22 protein-coding genes and 1 pseudogene are annotated in these 20597 nt (G+C 60.3%); 10 read left to right on the top strand and 13 right to left on the bottom strand.

The window, feature by feature from the left end; all coding sequences use genetic code 11:
* Positions 1-21: 21 nt before the first annotated feature.
* Positions 22-834, bottom strand: coding sequence for a M48 family metallopeptidase (locus ACOCLD_RS17895; RefSeq protein ID WP_392540579.1), 813 nt, complete (start codon positions 832-834; stop codon positions 22-24).
* A gap of 1260 nt (positions 835-2094) precedes the next feature.
* Here ACOCLD_RS17895 and ACOCLD_RS17900 point away from each other — a divergent pair.
* Positions 2095-2295, top strand: a pseudogene (locus ACOCLD_RS17900) (HAMP domain-containing protein); the annotation flags it as partial.
* Between the two features lie 15 nt (positions 2296-2310).
* The gene (locus tag ACOCLD_RS17905) at positions 2311-3153 is read left to right on the top strand and encodes a methyl-accepting chemotaxis protein (RefSeq protein WP_374528437.1); all 843 of its coding nucleotides are present in this window, start codon (positions 2311-2313) and stop codon (positions 3151-3153) included.
* Positions 3154-3218: 65 nt separating this feature from the next.
* On the opposite strand, the gene ACOCLD_RS17910 is transcribed toward ACOCLD_RS17905, so the two are convergent.
* The 3 genes from ACOCLD_RS17910 to ACOCLD_RS17920 are packed head-to-tail and all read right to left on the bottom strand — an operon-like array spanning position 3219 to position 4335.
* Positions 3219-3839: an SOS response-associated peptidase gene (locus ACOCLD_RS17910; RefSeq protein WP_422910126.1), complete on the bottom strand. Its 621-nt coding sequence runs from the start codon at positions 3837-3839 to the stop codon at positions 3219-3221.
* Positions 3840-3892: 53 nt separating this feature from the next.
* Positions 3893-4153 (bottom strand): putative signal transducing protein, encoded by a 261-nt coding sequence (locus ACOCLD_RS17915; RefSeq protein WP_422910127.1) that lies wholly within the window; start codon positions 4151-4153, stop codon positions 3893-3895.
* Positions 4153-4335 carry a CPXCG motif-containing cysteine-rich protein gene (locus ACOCLD_RS17920; protein ID WP_090375916.1) on the bottom strand — a complete coding sequence of 61 codons (183 nt, stop codon included), beginning with the start codon at positions 4333-4335 and terminating at the stop codon, positions 4153-4155. The genes ACOCLD_RS17915 and ACOCLD_RS17920 overlap by 1 nt, the downstream gene beginning before the upstream one ends.
* A 127-nt stretch (positions 4336-4462) precedes the next feature.
* Between ACOCLD_RS17920 and ACOCLD_RS17925 the strand changes: the two genes are divergently transcribed.
* The gene (locus tag ACOCLD_RS17925) at positions 4463-5629 is read left to right on the top strand and encodes a 1-acyl-sn-glycerol-3-phosphate acyltransferase (RefSeq protein ID WP_422910128.1); all 1167 of its coding nucleotides are present in this window, start codon (positions 4463-4465) and stop codon (positions 5627-5629) included.
* A 61-nt stretch (positions 5630-5690) separates the two neighbouring features.
* On the opposite strand, the gene ACOCLD_RS17930 is transcribed toward ACOCLD_RS17925, so the two are convergent.
* The gene (locus ACOCLD_RS17930; protein WP_422910129.1) at positions 5691-5978 is read right to left on the bottom strand and encodes a hypothetical protein; all 288 of its coding nucleotides are present in this window, start codon (positions 5976-5978) and stop codon (positions 5691-5693) included.
* A 258-nt stretch (positions 5979-6236) separates the two neighbouring features.
* Here ACOCLD_RS17930 and ACOCLD_RS17935 point away from each other — a divergent pair, with 258 nt between their 5' ends.
* Positions 6237-6443, top strand: coding sequence for a hypothetical protein (locus tag ACOCLD_RS17935; RefSeq protein WP_233686510.1), 207 nt, complete (start codon positions 6237-6239; stop codon positions 6441-6443).
* 73 nt (positions 6444-6516) lie between these two features.
* Here the strand turns inward: ACOCLD_RS17935 and ACOCLD_RS17940 are convergent, their stop codons facing one another.
* Positions 6517-7101 carry a YajG family lipoprotein gene (locus ACOCLD_RS17940; protein WP_233686511.1) on the bottom strand — a complete coding sequence of 195 codons (585 nt, stop codon included), beginning with the start codon at positions 7099-7101 and terminating at the stop codon, positions 6517-6519.
* Positions 7102-7272: 171 nt separating this feature from the next.
* Between ACOCLD_RS17940 and ACOCLD_RS17945 the strand changes: the two genes are divergently transcribed.
* On the top strand, positions 7273-7506 hold the full coding sequence (locus ACOCLD_RS17945) for a hypothetical protein (protein WP_257777557.1): 234 nt from the start codon (positions 7273-7275) through the stop codon (positions 7504-7506).
* Positions 7507-7958: 452 nt separating this feature from the next.
* Positions 7959-9461, top strand: a complete 1503-nt coding sequence (gene mqo / locus ACOCLD_RS17950; protein ID WP_422910130.1) for a malate dehydrogenase (quinone) — start codon at positions 7959-7961, stop codon at positions 9459-9461.
* A 66-nt stretch (positions 9462-9527) separates the two neighbouring features.
* On the opposite strand, the gene ACOCLD_RS17955 is transcribed toward mqo, so the two are convergent.
* The 3 genes from ACOCLD_RS17955 to ACOCLD_RS17965 form a co-directional block, all read right to left on the bottom strand.
* Positions 9528-9890: a PilZ domain-containing protein gene (locus ACOCLD_RS17955; RefSeq protein ID WP_257777559.1), complete on the bottom strand. Its 363-nt coding sequence runs from the start codon at positions 9888-9890 to the stop codon at positions 9528-9530.
* 60 nt (positions 9891-9950) lie between these two features.
* Entirely contained in the window at positions 9951-10373 is a 423-nt protein-coding gene (locus ACOCLD_RS17960) for a DUF4124 domain-containing protein (RefSeq protein WP_422910131.1), read from the bottom strand.
* A gap of 68 nt (positions 10374-10441) precedes the next feature.
* On the bottom strand, positions 10442-10816 hold the full coding sequence (locus tag ACOCLD_RS17965; protein WP_257777565.1) for a tetratricopeptide repeat protein: 375 nt from the start codon (positions 10814-10816) through the stop codon (positions 10442-10444).
* A 148-nt stretch (positions 10817-10964) separates the two neighbouring features.
* On the opposite strand from ACOCLD_RS17965, the gene ACOCLD_RS17970 reads away from it, so the two are divergent.
* Both ACOCLD_RS17970 and pyk read left to right on the top strand, forming a co-directional pair.
* Positions 10965-11762: a tetratricopeptide repeat protein gene (locus tag ACOCLD_RS17970; RefSeq protein ID WP_257777571.1), complete on the top strand. Its 798-nt coding sequence runs from the start codon at positions 10965-10967 to the stop codon at positions 11760-11762.
* Between the two features lie 271 nt (positions 11763-12033).
* The gene (gene pyk, locus ACOCLD_RS17975; RefSeq protein ID WP_422910132.1) at positions 12034-13485 is read left to right on the top strand and encodes a pyruvate kinase; all 1452 of its coding nucleotides are present in this window, start codon (positions 12034-12036) and stop codon (positions 13483-13485) included.
* A gap of 125 nt (positions 13486-13610) precedes the next feature.
* On the opposite strand, the gene ACOCLD_RS17980 is transcribed toward pyk, so the two are convergent.
* From ACOCLD_RS17980 to ACOCLD_RS17990, 3 genes are read right to left on the bottom strand one after another with little or no spacing between them, the layout of a single operon-like run.
* Positions 13611-14384 carry an enoyl-CoA hydratase gene (locus ACOCLD_RS17980; protein ID WP_422910133.1) on the bottom strand — a complete coding sequence of 258 codons (774 nt, stop codon included), beginning with the start codon at positions 14382-14384 and terminating at the stop codon, positions 13611-13613.
* Positions 14385-14430: 46 nt separating this feature from the next.
* On the bottom strand, positions 14431-15372 hold the full coding sequence (locus tag ACOCLD_RS17985) for an iron-sulfur-binding ferredoxin reductase (protein WP_422910134.1): 942 nt from the start codon (positions 15370-15372) through the stop codon (positions 14431-14433).
* Entirely contained in the window at positions 15365-16492 is a 1128-nt protein-coding gene (locus ACOCLD_RS17990; protein ID WP_422910135.1) for a diguanylate cyclase domain-containing protein, read from the bottom strand. Before ACOCLD_RS17990 ends, ACOCLD_RS17985 begins: the two co-directional genes overlap by 8 nt.
* A 288-nt stretch (positions 16493-16780) precedes the next feature.
* Here ACOCLD_RS17990 and ACOCLD_RS17995 point away from each other — a divergent pair, with 288 nt between their 5' ends.
* Both ACOCLD_RS17995 and ACOCLD_RS18000 read left to right on the top strand, forming a co-directional pair.
* Positions 16781-18304 (top strand): fumarate hydratase, encoded by a 1524-nt coding sequence (locus ACOCLD_RS17995; protein WP_422910136.1) that lies wholly within the window; start codon positions 16781-16783, stop codon positions 18302-18304.
* A gap of 326 nt (positions 18305-18630) precedes the next feature.
* The gene (locus tag ACOCLD_RS18000) at positions 18631-19281 is read left to right on the top strand and encodes a TIGR04211 family SH3 domain-containing protein (protein WP_422910137.1); all 651 of its coding nucleotides are present in this window, start codon (positions 18631-18633) and stop codon (positions 19279-19281) included.
* A gap of 364 nt (positions 19282-19645) precedes the next feature.
* Here the strand turns inward: ACOCLD_RS18000 and ACOCLD_RS18005 are convergent, their stop codons facing one another.
* The gene (locus ACOCLD_RS18005; protein ID WP_422910138.1) at positions 19646-20593 is read right to left on the bottom strand and encodes a diguanylate cyclase domain-containing protein; all 948 of its coding nucleotides are present in this window, start codon (positions 20591-20593) and stop codon (positions 19646-19648) included.
* Positions 20594-20597: the final 4 nt, after the last annotated feature.

Below are 20597 nucleotides of genomic sequence, written 5' to 3' on the forward strand. Positions count from 1 at the left end.
CGGCTTTTTGTTTACCGCGTGTTAGCGCGCCTGCTCATACAGCGGCATCACCTTGGGAATCGCTGCCTGCAAAGAAGCGATTCGACTGCTCGACGAGGGGTGCGTGCTCATAAACTCAGGCGGGGCACCTTCGCTGGCGGCGGCCATTTTCTGCCACAGGCTGACTGCGGCATTGGGGTTGTAGCCGCCACGAGCCGCCAGTTCCAGGCCAATCAGATCAGCCTCGTTCTCATTGCCGCGACTGTTCGGCAGCATCATGCCGTACTGCACGGCGGCATCGGCCAGCGCCAGACTGTCGGAGCCCAGACCGAGCAAGGCACCAGCACCCTGCTTGGCCAACTCGACACCATAGGCCTTGGACATCGCCTCGCGGCTGTGCTCGCGCAGGGCGTGGGCCATTTCGTGGCCCATGATCGCGGCGATTTCATCGTCGGTGAGCTTGAGCTTCTCGATAATCCCACTGTAGAAAATGATCTTGCCGCCTGGGCCGCAGTTGGCGTTCAGCTCAGGGCTCTTGATCAGGTTGACCTCCCATTGCCACTGCGCCGCATCCGGGCGGAACAACGGAGCATGCTTGATCAGGCGGTCGGCAATGGTGCGCAGGCGTTTGGCGTTATTGCTGGTTTTATCCAGTACACCCTTGGTCGATGCTTCGCTCAGCGTCTGCTGATAGGACTGCGCATACATCTGATTGACCTCTTGGGTCGAGAGCATGCTGAACATGTACTGCTTGCGTTCAACACCTACAGCGCCACCGCTAGTGGTGTTCACGGCCTGGCATCCCGCCAGCAACAGGGCCGTGCTCAACGCGGCGAGGGGTAACAATCTGGCCATGTTAATGCTCCTTATGAAAACTGCGACATCCTAGGCGGCTGAGCAGCGACGGACAACTACCAGCTTGCTCAATGCCCGTAAGCAATCTTTAGTTAGACAGGCGATTAAGGATTTTCTCCCCGGCGGCCGATAAGCAGTCACGGCAACTCTTTCCTGTGTGGAGCTTCCATGAAATTTCGCTCAATCCAGACCACCATTGCCACTCTCGCCGGGGCCAGCATTCTGGCTATCGTCGTAGCCCTGATTCTCTACGCCCTGTATGCCAGCGGACGTACCCAGGAGTTGACCCAGGCTCGCACCCAGGGCTTGCTCGAGCAGGTCATTGAGCAACGCTTGAGTGCTCTGGCGCGTACACAGACGTTGCAGATCCAGGCCGAGCTGGAATACCCGCTGATGATCACCGCCGAGCTGGCCAACACCAACCGTCTGCTTGGCCTGAAGGCTGAGGATGGCAGCGCAATGCTCTCCATGAGCCGCGAAGAGCTCAACAACCTGGCCCGCGAAACCCTAGTGCAACACCCTAAATTGCTTGGGTCCTACATCGGCTGGGCCGTCAACGGCTTGGATGACAGCGACGCCATCTACGCCGGCATCGGCAATCCGGCAGTTAATGAAACGGGGCGTTTTATCCCCTGGTGGTATCGCAACGATGACGGCAGCCTGGCCCAGGAGCTACTGACCGATCTGGAAAACGAGAAACCACTACCCACAGGCGTGCGCGCTGGCGAGTACTACCTATGCCCACGCGATGCGAAGAAGGCCTGCGTGATCGACCCGGCGCCTTATGAGATGGGCGGCAAAATGGTGATGCTGGCGTCGTTCGTCAGCCCAATAATTATCGACGGCACCTTCAAGGGCATGGTTGGCGCCGATCTGGGCGTCAACTTTATCCAGGACCTGCTGGTCAACGCGGACAATCAGCTGTACGACGGCGCGGGTGAAATGGCGCTGATCTCAAGCCACGGCCGCCTGGTGGCCTCCACCCAAGCGCCAGACAAACTGGGCAGCCCTGCTACCGAGCTGCTGGATGCCAACGAGCTGGAAAACCTCAAGCAGTTGCAACCTGGTCAGATCATCTACGACATCCACCACGAGGCTAATCCAGCCGACAGCCATATCGAACTGTTCCTCTCCTTCGGCATAGGTGACACCGACGCACGCTGGACCCTGATGCTGGTCTTACCGCTCGACACCGTAATGGCCGAGTTGCAGCAATTGCATGGTGACCTCAGCAATCAGCGGCAAGCTGACACCCTGAATATGACCCTGGTCGGCCTGCTGATTGCCGCCCTTGGCCTGCTGACGATCTGGCTGGTCAGCCGTGGTATCGCCAAGCCACTGAAGCAGATGGTGAGTATGCTTGACGACATCGCTCAGGGCGAAGGTGATCTGACCCGCCGCCTGGAGGTTGACCGTAATGATGAGCTGGGCGATATCGCCAAGGGTTTCAATACCTTCCTTGGCAAGTTGCAAAGCATGATTACCCAGGTGGTCAGCTCGGTGCAGAAGGTCAGCGACTCCTCCGAGCACACGGCGGACATCGCCATCCGCACCAATACTGGCGTACAGAAACAATTGGCAGAGATCGAACTGGTCGCCACCGCCGTGCATGAAATGACTGCGACCGCCCAGGACGTGGCGCGCAACGCCACTCATGCCGCCGAGGCTGCCAACCATGCGGATCGCGCGGCCAATCAGGGCAAGCAGACGGTGCAACATACATCCGAGGCGATTACTGCCCTGGCACAGGAGATTGGCCGGGCCGTGACCGTGGTGCAGACGCTGGCCAAGGACAGCGAGAACATCAACGCCATCCTGGTAGCCATACGCGGGATTGCCGAACAGACCAACCTGCTTGCGCTCAACGCCGCCATCGAGGCCGCCCGCGCCGGCGAGCAGGGCCGTGGTTTTGCCGTGGTGGCCGATGAGGTGCGCAACCTGGCGCAGAAGACCCAGCAAGCCACCGAAGAAATCCAGACCATGATCCAGCAGCTGCAACAGGGCACACGCGACGTGGTCACGGTGATGGAAGACAGCCAGAGCAAGACCGAGGTCAGCGTACAGCAGGCCAGCCAGGCCGCCGAGGCGCTGGAATCGATCACCCAGGCGGTGTCAGTGATCAACGATATGAACACGCAGATCGCCAGCGCCGCCGAAGAACAGAGCGCGGTGGCCGAAGACATCAACCGCAACGTCACCAATATCGGCCAGGTGGCCAATGAAGTAGCCGGCGGTGCTGATGAGGCCAGCCAGGCCAGTGCCGAACTGACCAAGCTGGCCGAGCAACAGCGTCGCCTGATCAACCAGTTCAGGGTCTGATCCAGGCGGCAAAAAGAAGGGCAGACTGCGCGGCAGCCTGCCCTTCCGCCATCACCCAATTCAATTCAGGCCGGCGTCAGGCACTCCGGCGCATCCAGCTTGGGATCGTTGACCAGGTTGGCCAGCACCCGCTCGCGTAACTGTGGCTGCGGGCTGCTCAACAACGCGTGTAACTGCGCCGGAGAAGCCTCCGAATCCAACCAGGCGGCTTGCGCCTCTTCACTGAGAATCAGTGGCCGGCGCTGGCTGGCAGCCGCCTGAGTCACCACTGCCACACTGAGGTAGACATGCCCTTCAACCGGATACGCTTCCCACAAGGCAGCAAAGTGCAGCAACGGCACGCCGTCGCCGCTTAACCAATACGGCCGCTTGCGCGCCGCGCCGCGCCACTCGTAGAAACCATTGGCTGGCAACAGGCCACGACGCAGACGAAATGCCTCGCGGAACATCGGCTGCTCGGCCAGGGTTTCCGCCCGGGCCTGGGCTGGGGTCTTGGTCAGGTCCGTCAGCCAGGGCGGCGTCAGCCCCCAGCGCGCGCGCGTCAACTGACGTTCGCCCTCGACATTGCGCAGCAACAGCACCTGGCTGTTTGGCGAGATACTCCAATGTGGCAACTGGTCAGTGGGAAAACCGGGAGTGGCCGCAAAGGCAGGCGTCCAGCGAAACAGGGCAAAGCGTCCACACATGGGCAACTCGATAGCAATAACGAAAAGGCAGTGAATTCAGCGCCGTGAGCGCCTCAGCAGAGCAGCGTACCCTGGATATTCTCCGGCTCATCGCCAGGTAGCGGCAGCGCGGCATTGTACGCGGCGATCAGCTGTTGTGCGCTGTGTGCCTGCGCGTCCTCAACCATCACGCCGAGCAAACCGCAGGCAGGTAACTCGCCCACCGCACCTGCCAGGTGCTGCCCGGTGAGATAGGCGTCGATCCCCTCACTGGCCAGCATTCCCAGCAACAGCTCACCTTCCATGAGGTCCTGCGGCTCGTAGACTCGCTGCATCAGTCATTCTCCCCACGCACGTCCAGGCTCCAGTCTTCGCCATCAGTCTGTAGCGAAAACACGATGGGCCGACAGCACACCGGGCAATCCTCGATGTACTGCTGATCCCCCGCAGACAGATCAAGCAGCGCCTCCACCTGCTCGCCGCAATAAGGGCACTGATAGTCCTGGCTTTCCAGCATCGCAGTCTCCTTGTGACTTGGGCGTATAATTGCCGGTCTATAGCTGGCCCTGCAGTCGCGCCACAGCCTTGGCTGAACCCGCGAGCCCAGCAGTGAGTACTTCAACAGCCAACCACGACAAGAGAGCATGATGGGCGAATTCGATGCCATCCGACCTTACGCCGACGCCGAAGTCCCTGCCGTTCTGGCGCGCCTGCTGGCGGACGATGCGTTTCTCGACATCCTCACCCAGTTCCGCTTCCCGCGCCTGGCCGCACCCTTGGGTTGGCTGCTTAAACCACTTATAGCCTATCGCCTGCGTCTTGAGTTCCGTGATGTGGGCTCGGTGGCACAATTGCAGGCGCGTATTGAGAGTTATATCGACCGCACCATCGAGCGGGCTACGGATGGGGTGACCTACTCCGGCATCGAACACCTGCAAGCCGGCCAGGCCTACCTGTTTCTCGCCAACCACCGTGACATCGTCATGGACCCGGCGTTCGTCAACTACGCGGTGTACCACGCAGGCCTGCCAACGCCGCGCATCGCCATCGGCGACAACCTGCTGCAGAAGCCTTTCGTCAGCGATCTGATGCGCCTGAACAAGAGTTTTATCGTGCACCGCTCGATCAGCGGCCGGCGCGAAAAGCTCGCGGCGTACCAACTGTTGTCAGCCTATATCAACCATTCGATTCGCCATGACGGCGAGTCGATCTGGATTGCCCAGGCCGAAGGCCGCGCCAAGGACGGTGATGACCGCACCGATTCGGCGATCCTCAAGATGTTCCACATGAGTCGCAAGGACGAGCCCTTCGCCGAGGTGATCAACACGCTGCGCCTGACGCCGGTATCGATCAGCTACGAATACGACCCTTGTGATCAGGCCAAGGCCCGCGAGCTGTTTATCCGCGCCAGCAGCGGCAGCTACACCAAGGCCGCTGGCGAGGACGACCAGAGCATCGCCCTCGGTATTACCGGCTACAAAGGCCGCGTACACGTGCACTTCAGCAGCCCGGTCTGTGAGGGGCTGGAGGACAGCAAGCTGCTGGCTGCCGAGATGGACCGGCAGATCCTCAGCGGTTATCGGTTATTCCCTGTGCATTATCTGGCCTATGCCATGTGGGCCGAACGCGACCCGGCGCTGGCGGTGCCGAATGCCGCCGAGCTGTTCCCTGCCGAGGAACTGCGTGCGGCTCAAGCCGAGTGGCAGCGCCGCCTGGACAACTGTCCAAGCGAGCAACAGCCCTACCTGATCCTGCAATACGCAAACCCGGTGCGTAATCAGTATCGGATCAAGGCGGGCCTGCCGCTCTGAGCTGAACACCCCGCATAAAAAACGGCAGCCTGTGGCTGCCGTTTTTTGACCTGCAGTGCGCTTACAAGCGGGTGCTGACCCAGGACAGGCACAGCGCGGCAAGCAGACAAACCGCCGCAAAGCGGTAGAAGAAGCGGTTAAGCCGCTCTGTAGGTTCATCCAGGGCATAGGCTTGCTGAGCCATTTCATTCAGCTGATTGTCAGCCAACAGGCGCGCTGCCGCACGTTGCTCGCGCAGCCGCGTGGCTAACAGCAGCCAGCTTCCCGCAAGCGCAACAAACAGCGCCAAACCGTTCAGCCACAAGCCAGGCTGAGCCTCGATCAGCCACCAGAGTGTTTGCACAGACATTCTCGACCTCAAGGTTCTTTGAGGGTATGCCAGCTGCGCCGCACACCCTGCACTACGCCCACACAAACGGCGGGCAGCCGGATACGGCGGCGGAGTCTACAGAAGGATGCAGCGCTCGCGGATCGATTCCGACGAAGCGCAGTCACTATGACCATACGGTCTAAAAACTGTCATCCGCATGCTCTATGGTCTAACACGAGTTCCCGCACTGCATCCGCAGACCGGGGCCAGACCCGATCAATCATGGAGGAAAACCACATGCTGCATGCCCATCCGCAAGACCGCGATTACCTGATCGACTCACTGGACGATGTGGACGCCGTCATCGATGGCCTGTCGTTCAACGTGCAGGACGACCACTGGCTGGTGTACTGCGCCATGGGCGGCCATGAGCATTACGCTCTACCCGATGTCGATACGCGCACCGGCATGAGCCTGCCGGAGTTCTACAGCGAAGCGGCCTGAGACCAGCAACAGCACAACCCAGATACGAAAAAGCCCGGAACAGTCCGGGCTTTTTCATCAACGCCAATCGACCTTACTGGGCGAGCATCTGGCCGATGGTCGGGTCCTTGAAGGCGCGGGTCAGGGCATCGCTCAACACATCGCTGACCAGTTTGGTGTTGGTTGCCTGGTTCGGTGCCATGCCAAAACGCTGATTCAGCGAAGCGCCGTAACGACCGCTGTAACGGCGGCTGCTGTTCTGCACATCAACTCGGAAGGTCGCAGTCATGTCGGCCTCGGTCACGTAAAGGCCTTCTTTCGGCGACTGATATTTCAGATCAGCCAGGGTCAGGGTCAACTGAGGTGCGTTGTAGGCGTTGGCACTTGGGGTAAAACCGAGCAGGCGCACTGCGGCTTCCGCCTGAGCCTGCAGCTTGGGCAGGATGTCCTGACCGGTCACGCTGATGGCGCTGGTTTCCGGATAGAGACCGCCGCGGGTGCCCAGCACCGGAGACGGACGTCCATCAGCCACTCGCACTACCACCGGCTGGCCCTGGCCAACCGCCGTCAGCGGACTATTGAGTTTGGGTTGTGGGCTGAGTTGTTGCGGACTGTGGGCGCAACCCACCAAGGTAAGGCTGGCAACAGCCACCAAACCAAACAGCAGACGATGCAGCATGCTCAACTCTCCATAAAGTAAGGGGCAGAAGTGCGCGCAGTATAACCAGCGTGCCAAGTGCCTGACAGTCACGCGTATTAGGACGCATAACGCAGTAACAGGTTCCCGTAACGCCCCTGTCATGCAATTCGGGCATAAGACTTTAGTCTTCACTGCTGCTGGGTCATTGCCATGTTTTCTCTGCGCAACCTGCTTGCTCCACGCCGTCCGATGCGTTCATTCGCCCTGCTCGATGCCCAGGGCATCTGCCGCGCCCTGCGCCAGTCAGCCCAGGCGCCACAAGGCTTTGGCTGGATCGAGGTACAACACAGCTGTATGAGTTGGCTCAATCGGCCGTTGCCTGCTGGTGCCCGAGTCGCTCAGGTCACGCCCTGCATACGCCTGCAGCAAACGCTGGCGGCCTGACCGGCGGAAGAAGAAAAGTCACGCCAGGCGATCAATTTTCCTGCTTTGCCCTTATAATCGCGCCCCGATTATAAGGACGCCTCCTGTTCGGGCCTTGCCGTATCGCTGCTGCGCCATTGCATCAGCCGCGCCCCAGAGAGTCGCCCACTTCGCGCTGCCTTCCGGCTGCCGCTTATTCCCACATAAAGCGCCTGCAATCGCTGCATGGCCGCTCTATGTCGTTGAGAAGCGGGCCCAGCAGACGTGTTTTGAGGTTCACGACTCCAAAAGAGCGTGAAAAGAACGGTTTGGAAAACTTCACAAGAGTGTGGCGAAAATGAACGATCTCGCGGTTGGCATCTGCATCCAGAAGCCTGCTTCCCTCAACCCTGAGCGTCTCGGCGACTGCTGATCGGCTGTGTTTACACAAGCTAACTAACGTCTTTTGAGTGCTGGTTTGCGGAGAAGTGGTAATGGCGCAGAACGATTACGAAACAGTGGATGTGGTGCTGGTGGGTGCCGGCATCATGAGTGCGACCTTGGCCGTACTGCTGAAAGAACTCGACCCGGCGATCAAGCTGGAAGTGCTCGAGATGATGGAGGCCGGGGCGGTTGAAAGCTCCAACCCCTGGAACAACGCAGGCACCGGCCACGCTGGCCTGTGCGAGCTGAACTACACGCCAGAGTCGGCGGACGGTTCGATCGACATCAAGAAGTCGGTGACCATCAATACCCAGTTCGAAGAGTCCAAGCAGTTCTGGGCTTACCTGGTCGAGAAAGGCCGCTTCGGCTCGCCCAAATCGTTTATCAACCCGGTGCCTCACCTGAGCTTCGTGCGCGGGCAGAAAGGTATTGATTACCTGAAGAAGCGCTTCAAGGCGCTGACCGTGCACCATGCCTTTGCGGACATGGAGTACACCGAAGACCGCGCCACACTGGCCGAGTGGATGCCGCTGATGATGCCGGGCCGCGACCCGAACGAGCCTATCGCCGCCACCCGCGTGATGGCAGGCACCGACGTCAACTTCGGCAACCTGACCACGCACCTGCTCGCGCACCTCGGCCAGCAAACCGACGCCAAGGTCACCTGCAAACAGAAAGTGGTTGGCCTCAAGCGCAGCGGCCAAGGCTGGCGAGTCAGCGTCAAAGACCTGCAGAACGGTAACAACCGTGAAATCCAGGCCAAATTCGTCTTCCTCGGCGCAGGTGGCGCGGCGCTGCCGTTGCTGCAGATGTCCGGCATTCCGGAAGGCAAGGGCTTCGGCGGCTTCCCGGTCAGCGGCCAGTGGCTGCGTTGCGACAACCCGGACGTGGTCAAGCAGCACCAGGCCAAGGTTTACAGCCAGGCAGCAGTGGGCTCGCCGCCCATGTCGGTGCCGCACCTGGACACCCGCGTGGTAGACGGCAAGACTTCGCTGCTGTTCGGCCCATACGCCGGCTTCACCACCAAGTTCCTCAAGCGCGGCTCGTTCCTTGACCTGCCGCTGTCGATCCGCTTCAACAACATCGGCCCGATGCTGGCGGTAGCGCGCGACAACTTCGACCTGACCCGCTATCTGGTCAAGGAAGTGCTGCAATCCGAAGCCCAACGCCTGGAAACCCTGCGCGGTTTCTATCCGCTGGCCAAGGCTGAAGACTGGAGCCTGGAAATCGCCGGTCAACGCGTGCAGATCATCAAGAAGGACGCAAAATCCGGTGGCATTCTGCAGTTCGGCACTGAACTGGTAGCCGCTCAGGATGGCTCCATCGCCGCCTTGCTAGGTGCCTCGCCAGGCGCCTCGGTCACGGTGTCGATCATGCTCGACCTGATCCAGCGCTGCTTCGGTGAACAGCTCAAGACTGAGCAGTGGAGCCGCAAACTGAACGAGATATTCCCGGCCCAAGGCGCTGTTCTGGCCAAGGATGCCGAGCGTTATCGCGAAGTTCAAAACCGCTCCGATGCCCTCTTGCAGCTGCAGCAAAGCGTCAGTGCCTAATCCGCCTGACCATAAAAAAACCGCCTCTCGGGGCGGTTTTTTTATGGCTGACACATGGCGGTTGGCCTAGGCCGACGCCGCCATTGGCCGGAAACTGAAGTAATGCCGTAGCGCATCGACCATTTCGACATAGTCGCCAGGCGGGGCAACCAGGGCAAAACCAGAGTCGTAACAGCCTGGCGTGACATCCTCGCGGGACCACTGACAGGTGGCAGAAAAATCGATGTAGTGCGGAGCATCCCGCCCGGGGATTTTCAGCTGCATATCAAAACGCGCACCAACCAACAAAGGCAGCTGGCTGATCAGCATCAGGCCGTCCAGAGAAACATTACCGATATAACCCATGGGTTTATCGGTGATCCGATTGAACACCTTCAGGTAGTAAGGCAGCTGGTGGCGCTCAATGCTGCGCTGAACATGCTTGGACATAGTGGCAAATCGCTATAGGCGGCCATTGAGTATGGCCCTACTACTGCGCTTAAACCAGATTCAGGAACAACGCTGAGCCACCTGAGCCTGCAATTGCTGACGAGCGGTATCCACCTGCTGATCGCTGTAGTACTCGCGCTCACCATTGGCGTCGGTACGGTAATAGCTGTAACCCTCAGGGATATTGCCCAGGCGACGGCGCAACTCCTGACATTCGGCCGCCCGCTTGGCCTGACGCTCAGCCGAAGCAGCAGAAGCCTGCGCCTGCTCTTCACGACGGGCATCGAAGAAGCGATTGGCGCGCTCCTCACGCTCACGAGTCAACTGATCGCGCTCGACCACCTGCGGCTTGACCTCAATCTGCTGAGCACCTGCCGCCGCAGGGCGCTGACCGAAATGTACCTGGCCATTGGCATCGGTCCAGCGATAGATTTCCGCCGCTGCCAATCCCGGCAGCAGCAACAGGCACAACAACGCACGCATGGAGTCCCTCCCATAAAACTTCAGCTTACTGCCGAGAATAGCCTTCCATGTGCCCTGACGACCAGCGGTCAAGGCTTGACCGGGTTGACCTTGACCGCCACATCGACGCCGTCATGTCCCAACTGGCGCAGGGTATCCATGCGCGCACGGGCGCGATAGGCGTACTCGCTGGCCGGGTAGTTGGTGACGATGAACTGATAGGTCTGCATGGCATCGACAAACAGCGCCTGACGCTCCAGGCACTGGCCACGCAGCAGGGAGATTTCCGGCTGCATATAACGCCGTGAACGGCTGTTACGCTCTGCCTTGGACAGCGACAGAATGGCCGCTTCACACTCACCGCGATCATAGGCCTCATAGGCACTGTTGAGGTGATGATCGAACGAGTAGCGGTTGCAGCCCGTCACCCCCACCAATATCAGTACAGCTAACAATATGCGCATAAGCCTCTCCTCCGATGAGCAGTGTATCGACTGTCCTGGAAAATTCTGCAGCAACATATCCTCTGATGGGTAATGCCGCCAGCCACTTGGCCGCAGCGGGCCGGCCTGACTAGACTGGCGCACACCGGCCCCGCGCCCTGGAGATGTCATGTCGTTATCGTCCCGCCTGCCGCTGCTGCTGTGTGCCGCCTTGTTGAGCGCCTGCTCGCCCACCACACCGCTGTTTATCGCGCAGATCACCACCAACGAAGTGGTCGAATACAAGACCCAGAAAAACAACCGCATGCTCGCCGCCATCGAGGATGAAGGCGACCTGCTGACCTACAGCGCCCAGGCCATCCGCGATGCAAAAAGCGAGCAGGCCGAACAGCTGTACCTCACCGGCTACCGCGATGAGAAGCTCAGCGACGAAGTGCGCGCCATCTCGCTGTACCAGATCGGTCTGCTGTACATGAATCGCTTCAACGAGCAGCGTGACGACAACAAGGCACTCAACTACTTCTATCAGGTGCTTAACCAGTTCCCTGCCAGCCGCGCCGCCGAACGGGCCGAAGCGCGTATCGTGATGATCCGCGAGCGTGCAGACGAGCCGGTACACAAGACTTCACGCGAACTGCTCGCACACTGGAAGCCCAATCAGCAACTCGATCTGTACAAACCCAGCCTCGACACGGACATGACCCTGCTGTCGCGCCGCGCCGTGCTGAAAAACCGTGTCGCCGAGGCCGAAGAACTGTACCTGCTGGCCTTGAGCGACCCCGGTATCCCCGCCGACATCAAGGAAAAGGCCTTGTACCAGCTCGGCCTGATGTACCTGGCCCCGGATAACCCGCAGGCCAGCCGCGACAAAGCCATCACCTACCTGCGCCGCCTGCTGGTGCAATTCCCCAATAGCGATCTGAATACCAAGGCCGCCCGTCATCTGGATCAGGCGCTTAATCGATAAGAACCTGTTTACGATCTCGCGAGTTAGAGACCGGCAAGGCAAAAACGGCGAGGAAGCGGAATGTACTTTTGTACATGAGCATTACTCGCTTCGCTTGCCCTGCGGGCCACGCTAAAGCGCGTTAGCCGCCAGCGGCTTGCCGAGCCGATTTTTAACGCAGCAGGGCCGACGCGCAGCAGATCGTATATAGGTTCTGGTAGTGCAGAGGAACAATGACTACAGGGTGGCGGCATAGTAGCCTCGTGCTCAGCTGCCACTCAGGAGTCTGTGCATGACCTTCCGCCGCACCAAAATCGTCGCCACCCTCGGCCCATCCAGTAACAGCCCCGCCGTACTCGAACAACTGATCATCGCCGGCCTGGATGTCGCCCGCCTGAACTTCTCCCACGGCTCGCCCGATGAGCACAAAGCCCGCGCCAAGCTGGTGCGCGAACTGGCCGCCAAACATGGCCGCCACGTAGCCCTGCTTGGCGACCTGCAAGGCCCGAAAATCCGCATCGCCAAATTCGCCAACAAGCGCATCGAGCTACAGGTCGGTGATCGCTTCACTTTCTCCACCAGCCACCCACTGACTTCAGGTACCCAGAACATCGTCGGCATCGACTACCCGGACCTGGTCAAGGATTGCGGCGTCGGTGACGAGTTGCTGCTTGACGACGGCCGTGTGGTCATGCGCGTGATGGAGGCCACCGCAGATGCCCTGCACTGCGAAGTGATCATCGGCGGCCCGCTGTCCGACCATAAGGGCATCAACCGCCGCGGCGGCGGCCTGACTGCGCCGGCGTTGACCGAGAAAGACAAAGCGGACATCAAGCTGGCAGCCGAGATGGAGCTGGATTACCTGGCGGTGTCCTTCCCGCGCGATGCAGCAGATATGGAATACGCACGCCAACTGCGCGACGAAGCTGGCGGCACTGCCTGGCTGGTGGCCAAGATCGAGCGCGCCGAAGCGGTGGCCGACGACGAAACCCTCGACGGCCTGATCCGCGCCAGTGACGCGGTAATGGTCGCCCGTGGCGATCTCGGCGTGGAAATCGGCGACGCCGAGCTGGTGGGCATCCAGAAGAAAATCATTCTGCACGCGCGCCGCCACAACAAGGCGGTGATCACGGCCACGCAGATGATGGAATCGATGATCCAGAACCCGATGCCGACCCGCGCGGAAGTCTCCGACGTGGCCAACGCCGTGCTCGACTACACCGATGCGGTAATGCTCTCGGCGGAAAGCGCCGCCGGTGCCTACCCGCTGGAAGCCGTGCAGGCCATGGCGCGCATCTGCCTGGGCGCGGAAAAGCATCCAACCAGCAAGAAATCCAGCCACCGCATGGGCACCGAGTTCGGTCGTTGCGACGAAAGCATCGCCCTGGCCGCCATGTACACGGCCAACCACTTCCCGGGCGTGAAGGCGATCATCGCCCTGACTGAAAGCGGCTACACGCCGCTGATCATGTCGCGCATCCGCTCCTCGGTGCCGATCTTCGCTTTCTCCCCGCACCCCGAAACCCAGGCCCGCGCGGCCATGTTCCGCGGTGTCTACACCGTGCCGTTCGACGCAGCGGCGATGCAGCCCGGCGAGGTCAGCCAGGCGGCGGTGGACGAACTGCTCAAACGTGGCGTGGTCGAACCAGGTGACTGGGTGATCCTGACCAAGGGCGATAGTTACCACACCATCGGCGGCACCAACACCATGAAGCTGCTGCATGTCGGTGAAGCACTCGTTTAATTGCTTCGCTGCATTAAAAAAGGCCGCTCGATTGAGCGGCCTTTTTTATTTGTGTAGGCGCGGGCTTGCCCGCGAATCGACGCCAATAACGAGAAAATCGCGGCCAAGGCCGCGCCTGCAGGGCATCAGGCGAACTTGCTGAAATCCGGTGTACGCCGCTGCATAAAAGCCGTCAGCGCCTCGATGGCTTCCGGCGAGCGCAGGCGCTGCCCGAATAAAGCGCCCTCTTCTTCGATTACCCGGCGCAGCTCTTCACGATCTGGCGCACGCATCAGGCGTTTGCTATCAGCCACTGCCGCTGGAGCCAACTGCTGAAAGCGCATCGCCATTTCATGGGCTTTGTTCAGGGTTTCAGCACCACTAGCCAGCGCCTGATTGGCGATGCCCCAGGTTGCAGCCTGCTCACCGGTAAAGCTCTGCCCGAGCAGTAGCAATTCGGCCGCGCGGGCGTGGCCGAGCAGGCGCGGCAGGATCAGGCTGGAGCCGTACTCGGGACACAGGCCCAGGTTGACGAAGGGCATCTTCAGCGTGGCATCACGGCTGACATAGACCAGATCGCAGTGCAGCAGCATGGTCGTACCAATACCTACCGCCGGGCCGTTGACCGCAGCCACCACCGGTTTGCTGAACTCGAACAGCGCCTGCATAAACTGGAACACTTCGCTGTTCAGCCCGGTGGGCGGCGCCTGGATAAAGTCGGCAACGTCATTGCCGCTGGTAAAGCAGCTCTCACCACCCGTGATCAGCACGGCACGCACGCTTTTATCCTGATCGGCCTGCACCAGCACTTCGGCCATGCCGCTGTACATGGCGCGGGTCAGGGCATTCTTCTTGTCGGGGCGGTGCATGCACAGGGTCAGCAGGCCTTGTTCACGCTCAACCAGCAGGTGCTCACTCATTCTCATTCCTCACGGCAGGCCACCCGTGCGCTGAGAGCCTGAACGGCTAGCGCGCGTTGGGCAAAAAGACGTCAGCAAAAACCTGGCTACGCGGCACACCGGCCAGATACAGGCGGCGCGCAAAGGTTTCGACGCTGTCGGGGTGGCCGCAGAGTAAAGCGAGGGTTTGCCGCGAGACAAGGCGTAGTTCGGCCAAAGCAGCCGCCAACTCGGCCGCGCAAACCAGCTCGACCTGCAGCTGCGGATGGCTGGCCGCCAATGCCTGCAAGGGCTCAGCCAGATAGTGCGCGGACGCATCATGGGCCAGGTGAATAAGCCGAATTGCGCCCTGATGCTCCTGGCGTAGCGCTTCGCGCAGCACCCCATACAGCGGCGCCAGCCCGGTACCAGCGGCCAACAGCCAGAGCGGCCGGGCCTGCCAGTCCGGGTCATAGTGCAGAGCACCGCCACGTAGCTCGCCCAGACGCAGGCCATCACCCACCTGGAAGGCCCGCGCCGCACTGACAAAGGCGCCGCCCTGGCGGCAGTCGAGATGAAACTCCAGCCAGGGGTCTTCGCCCGGCAGGCTGGCAAGGGAATAAGGACGAGCAATGCCGTTCTCAGTCCAGAGCTGCAGATGCTGGCCGGCGCTGTAGCGCAGCGGCCGCTGTGGGGTCAGACGCAGGCGCAGCACATCCGCACTCAGCCAATCACAGCTATGGATCAACGCAGGCGCGGCATCGCGCTGCGGATCAAACACTTCGACCTGCACATCGCTCACCACCTGGCATTGGCACGCCAGTCGCCAGCCCTGCTGGCGTTGGGCGGCATCCAGGGCCTCGGGTTTGCCATCGTGCAGTTCGCCGGCCACACAGCGCACCAGGCAGGCATGACAACTGCCAGCGCGGCAGCTGTAAGGCACGGCAATACCGCCTGCCAGCAGGCTATCGAGCAGGTTGGTGGCGGTCGCAACGTCGAGGCAGCGCTCAGCGACCCGCAGCTCAGGCATCCACGTCCTCCCAGGTCGCGGCGCAGCGGTTACGGCCGTTGCGCTTGGCCTGGTACAGCGCCTGGTCGGCACGCTGCAGGGCGTCATCGAGGTCATCATGCATGGTCAGCAGGGTCATGCCGATGGACACGCTCAGGCTCTCCACTTTCACCCCCAGCGGTTCGGCGCGGCTGAAGGCTTCACGCAGGCGCTCGCAGCAGGCGGTGAACTGATCGGCTTCGGTATTGGGTAACAACAGCACGAATTCCTCACCGCCATAACGGGCTACCACGTCGCCATCACGTAGACAGGCGCGGGCCACGGCGGCAAAGGTTTGTAGCACACGGTCGCCAGCGGCATGACCGTGCACATCATTGATACGTTTGAAATGGTCCAAATCGAGCAACGCCAGGCCATGCTGGCGGCCATGACGCAGATTGTCCAGCTCGCGGCTGGCCAGGCGTAAGAAGTGTCGACGGTTGCACAGGCCGGTCAACTCATCGGTGGCCGCCAGGTCTTCCAACTGGCGCATCATGCCGCGCAGGGTGTCCTGGTGCGCTTGCAGGGCAAAACGCCGTTGGCGCATGCGCTGACGCATAGCCTGGGCGTAACTGGCAAACAGACACAGCCAGATCAGCACCCCTGCCAGCACGCACACCTGCATCAACGCCACACGCGGGGCACTCAGCTGGAAGGTGTAGGCCTCATAGAGGTTTAGCCCGGCAAAACCGAAGAAGGCGAACAGCGCGCAGCGGGCAAATACCCGGGGCGGCAGCTGAAACACCCCAAACAGCAAAATCAGCATGTACAGCACCAGCATGCTGCCACGGCCTTCATTGAACAGCGCCAGCAGCACCGTCAGCCAGGACAGCGCCACCAGCACCTGCGCTTCGGTCAGGCTGGGGTCGGCAAAACGCAGGTTGGCGCGCGAGAGGAACAGCCCGAGAAATGCCAGCTGGCTGATGGCCGCCAGCACAGTCAGGCTCACGGCAGTGAATGGCGTGGCATGAAACAGCCCAGCCAATACCCCAATCCAGCACAGCAGCCCGGTTAGCCCATAGGTAGCCGCTGCCATGCCGAAACGCTTCAGCAGCAGACTTTGCAGCGTTCGCTGGGCACCCTTTTGGCTGCTTAGACTCATGGGGAAATGGGCTCCATCCCATGCTGGCATCTAGCCGCCACTGTACCCCTGTGATCACAAAATGCCTAGGCCGTGCCCGCGTTATTCATCGGCCCTGGGAGCCGACCAGCGACCATGGTCGAGCCCCCGATAGGTGTCCGCCTGGCGGTGTGCGCGGTATACTGCTGCGCCTTTTTATCTTGTCCTTTGGCCTTGCCCTTTGACCTTGATAGCCCTGCGCCGGGCCGTGCCCTTGCGCTCTTCGAAGTTCCTGCCCTACTCCTAGCCCTACAAAAAGGAGCGCCAAGCATGACCGTGATCAAGCAAGACGACCTGATTCAGAGCGTTGCCGACGCCCTGCAGTTCATCTCCTATTACCACCCCGTCGACTTCATCCAGGCCATGCATGAGGCCTACCTGAAGGAAGAATCCCCGGCCGCGCGCGACTCCATGGCGCAGATCCTGATCAACTCGCGCATGTGTGCCACCGGCCACCGCCCGATCTGCCAGGACACCGGCATTGTCACCGTGTTTATCCGCGTAGGCATGGATGTACGCTGGGACGGCGCGACCATGAGCGTCGACGACATGATCAACGAAGGCGTACGCCGCGCCTACAACCTGCCAGAAAACGTCCTGCGTGCCTCGATCCTCGCCGACCCAGCCGGTGCGCGTAAAAACACCAAGGACAACACCCCGGCGGTTATCCACTACTCCATCGTTCCCGGCGACAAGGTGGAAGTGGACGTTGCAGCCAAAGGCGGCGGCTCCGAGAACAAGTCGAAGATGGCCATGCTCAACCCGTCCGACTCGATCGTCGACTGGGTGCTCAAGACCGTCCCGGAAATGGGCGCCGGCTGGTGCCCGCCAGGCATGCTCGGTATCGGTATCGGCGGTACCGCCGAGAAAGCCGCGGTAATGGCCAAGGAAGTGTTGATGGAGTCCATCGACATCCATGAGCTGAAAGCCCGTGGCCCGCAGAACAAGATCGAGGAAATGCGCCTCGAACTGTTCGAAAAAGTTAACCAGCTGGGCATCGGTGCTCAGGGTCTGGGCGGTCTGACCACCGTGCTCGACGTGAAGATCATGGATTACCCAACCCACGCCGCTTCGCTACCGGTATGCATGATCCCCAACTGCGCCGCCACCCGCCACGCCCACTTCGTGCTCGACGGCAGCGGCCCGGCCGAACTGGAAGCGCCGGATCTGGACGCTTACCCAGAAATCGTCTGGGAAGCCGGTCCGAGCGCGCGCCGCGTCAACCTCGACACCATCACTCCGGAAGACGTGCAGAGCTGGCAGCCGGGCGAAACCGTGCTGCTCAACGGCAAGATGCTCACCGGCCGCGACGCCGCGCACAAGCGCATGGTCGACATGCTGAACAAGGGCGAAGAGCTGCCGGTCGATCTCAAAGGCCGCTTTATCTACTACGTCGGCCCGGTCGATCCAGTCGGTGACGAAGTGGTAGGCCCAGCAGGCCCAACCACTGCTACCCGTATGGACAAGTTCACCCGGCAGATCCTCGAAAGCACTGGCCTGCTGGGCATGATCGGCAAGTCCGAGCGCGGCCCGATTGCCATCGACGCAATCAAGGACAACAAGGCCGTGTACCTGATGGCCGTTGGCGGCGCCGCCTACCTGGTCGCCCAGGCGATCAAGAAGTCCAAGGTCCTGGCCTTCGAGGAACTGGGTATGGAAGCCATCTACGAGTTCGAGGTGAAGGACATGCCAGTCACCGTGGCAGTCGACACCCAGGGCGAGTCGGTGCACATCACCGGCCCGGCGATCTGGAACAAGAAGATCGCCGAAAGCCTGGCCGTCGAAATCAAGTAAGCCCTGCGGCAACCTCAACAAACCCGGCCACGTGCCGGGTTTGTTGTTTTCAGCGCCAGCTGATCGCAACCACAGGCCGTGACCCCGTACGCGCAGTGGAACGCCCCACCATCCATCTCACAACGCGCTGCCAAGTGAACTCAGCGCGCGAGACCAGTGTCTGTCTGCTGTCGGCCCGCCGGGTGGATTGCATGGCCATTTGCCCAGCGCGCAGCTGCATCGCGCTGCACCATCCCGAGCGCCCAACAGCTTGCGGCCAGGCGCCTGGCCGGCACTTATCGCACCCGCCTGAGGGTTTCGTTTAATCGCCACGTGAAGATTGCCCCATGCCCCTATTCCGCCATCACCCCGCCCCCTTTGCTCTTCTGCATAAACTGGCCTTCGCAACCTGCTTGCTGGCAAGCGCAGGCAGCCACGCCGAGGAGGCAGACAACAACCGCTGGGTTAGCGACAACCTGAACACCTATGTACGCAGTGGCCCAACCGACGGCTACCGCATCGTCGGCACCCTGGTTTCCGGGCAAAAAGTCACCCTGCTGCAAACCTCCGGCGATTACAGCCAGGTGCGTGGCGAAAACGGCAGCGCGGTATGGATTGCCAACCGCGACCTGCAAAACGTGCCCGGCCAGGCCGAGCGCCTGCCGCAGCTGGAACAGCAAGTGGCGCAACTGAGCAGCGAACTGGAAGGCATCAACGACACCTGGAAAACCCGCGTGCAAGGCATGCAGGAAACCCTGGATTCGCGCAAAAGCCTGATCGACGAACTGCAAACCGCGCGCTCGGCGCTGGATATCGAACTGAGCCGAGCCAACTCTGAGTTGCGCGAACTGCAAGCGCAGCTAGGCGAGGAAAACCATCAAGTGCTGATGCGCTATATGGCCTACGGCGGCGGCATTGCCGGAGCTGGATTACTCGCAGGGCTGATTCTGCCGACCCTGCTGCGGGTACGGCGTAAGCGTAATGATCAGTGGGTTTGAGTGCTGGCCAAATAAGCATGCTGACGATCTGAAATATGGGGTTCCACTGCCGCGTGAGCGTTGAGGCCAAGCCAACTTTGCTGCAGAACAACAAACCCGGCCTGGTGCCGGGTTTGTTGTTTTTAGAAGTTGCGATGAAGCAGCTTGATTTCGCCCCTCTCGCCTGCTGGTTCACCGACAGAGATCGGCAAATGAAATACGTTTACTTGGGCTAAGTTTCTTGGGGGAGGCGTCCACGAAACCGGGGACTTCTCATCAGTCAGGCTGTCACGAACCGCCCATATGCGGCCTTTCGACATTGGTTAGACGCGAGTCAATGCTACGCACTTGAGTGCGCTTCACTATTTGGACAACATTGAAACAACTATTCTGATGGCAAGGAGGTAGCTAAATTGTCAAAGCACACACGGGCGCGTCCGGCCTGCTTCGCTTGGTAAAGCCACCTATCTGCTTCCTCAACTAAAGAGTGCGGTGCCGTAGCATGATTGGCCGTCATAGAAGCAACACCTAATGACACGGTCACTGACTGCTCAACGTCAGAGTTCAGATGTTCAAGCTGGAGCGACCGCACGTTTGCTCGCATTCGCTCTGCAACCACGACCGCATCTTCCAGCAGAGTATTAGGTAACACACAAGCAAACTCTTCACCGCCATAGCGAGCCAGTAAATCATATGGTCGATTGACCGCCTCATCTAAAGCACCTGCCACGGCCTGTAAGCATTTGTCGCCCTGCTGGTGCCCATAGTGATCGTTGTAACGCTTGAAATAATCCACATCGATCATGATCACAGACAATGCCGTCTGCTCGCGCAAACTCTGCAGCCAGCCTCGCTCTAAATGCTCATCAAAATTGCGGCGATTAGCTACTCCCGTAAGCCCATCAAGCAATGCAAGTGAACGGAGGATGTCATTCTGGCGTTTTAGAGTCAGGTGGGTATTGACCCGGGCTCTGACAATAACGGGGTTGATCGGTTTAACAATGAAATCTACAGCCCCGAGTTCAAGACCGCGTACCTCATCTTCTTCAGCCCCTCTGCCAGTGACAAAAATGATGGGAATGTTCTTGGTTTGCGGGTCTGACTTAAGGCGACGACAGACTTCATGACCATCAACCCCGTCCATGCAAACATCCAATAACACCACATCTGGCAATACAGTTCGGCATAGCTGTAGCGCTTGCTCGCCGCTCATGGCCATGAAAACTTCACAATCTTCTCGAAACAGTTCATGCAGCACCATGATATTCACGCGCTGGTCATCAACGACGAGTAGCTTGGGCTTTACCTGTAAAACATTTGGCCAATGTTGCATCAAT

Source organism: Pseudomonas cimarronensis (genome assembly GCF_049331905.1).
Taxonomy (GTDB): Bacteria; Pseudomonadota; Gammaproteobacteria; order Pseudomonadales; family Pseudomonadaceae; genus Aquipseudomonas.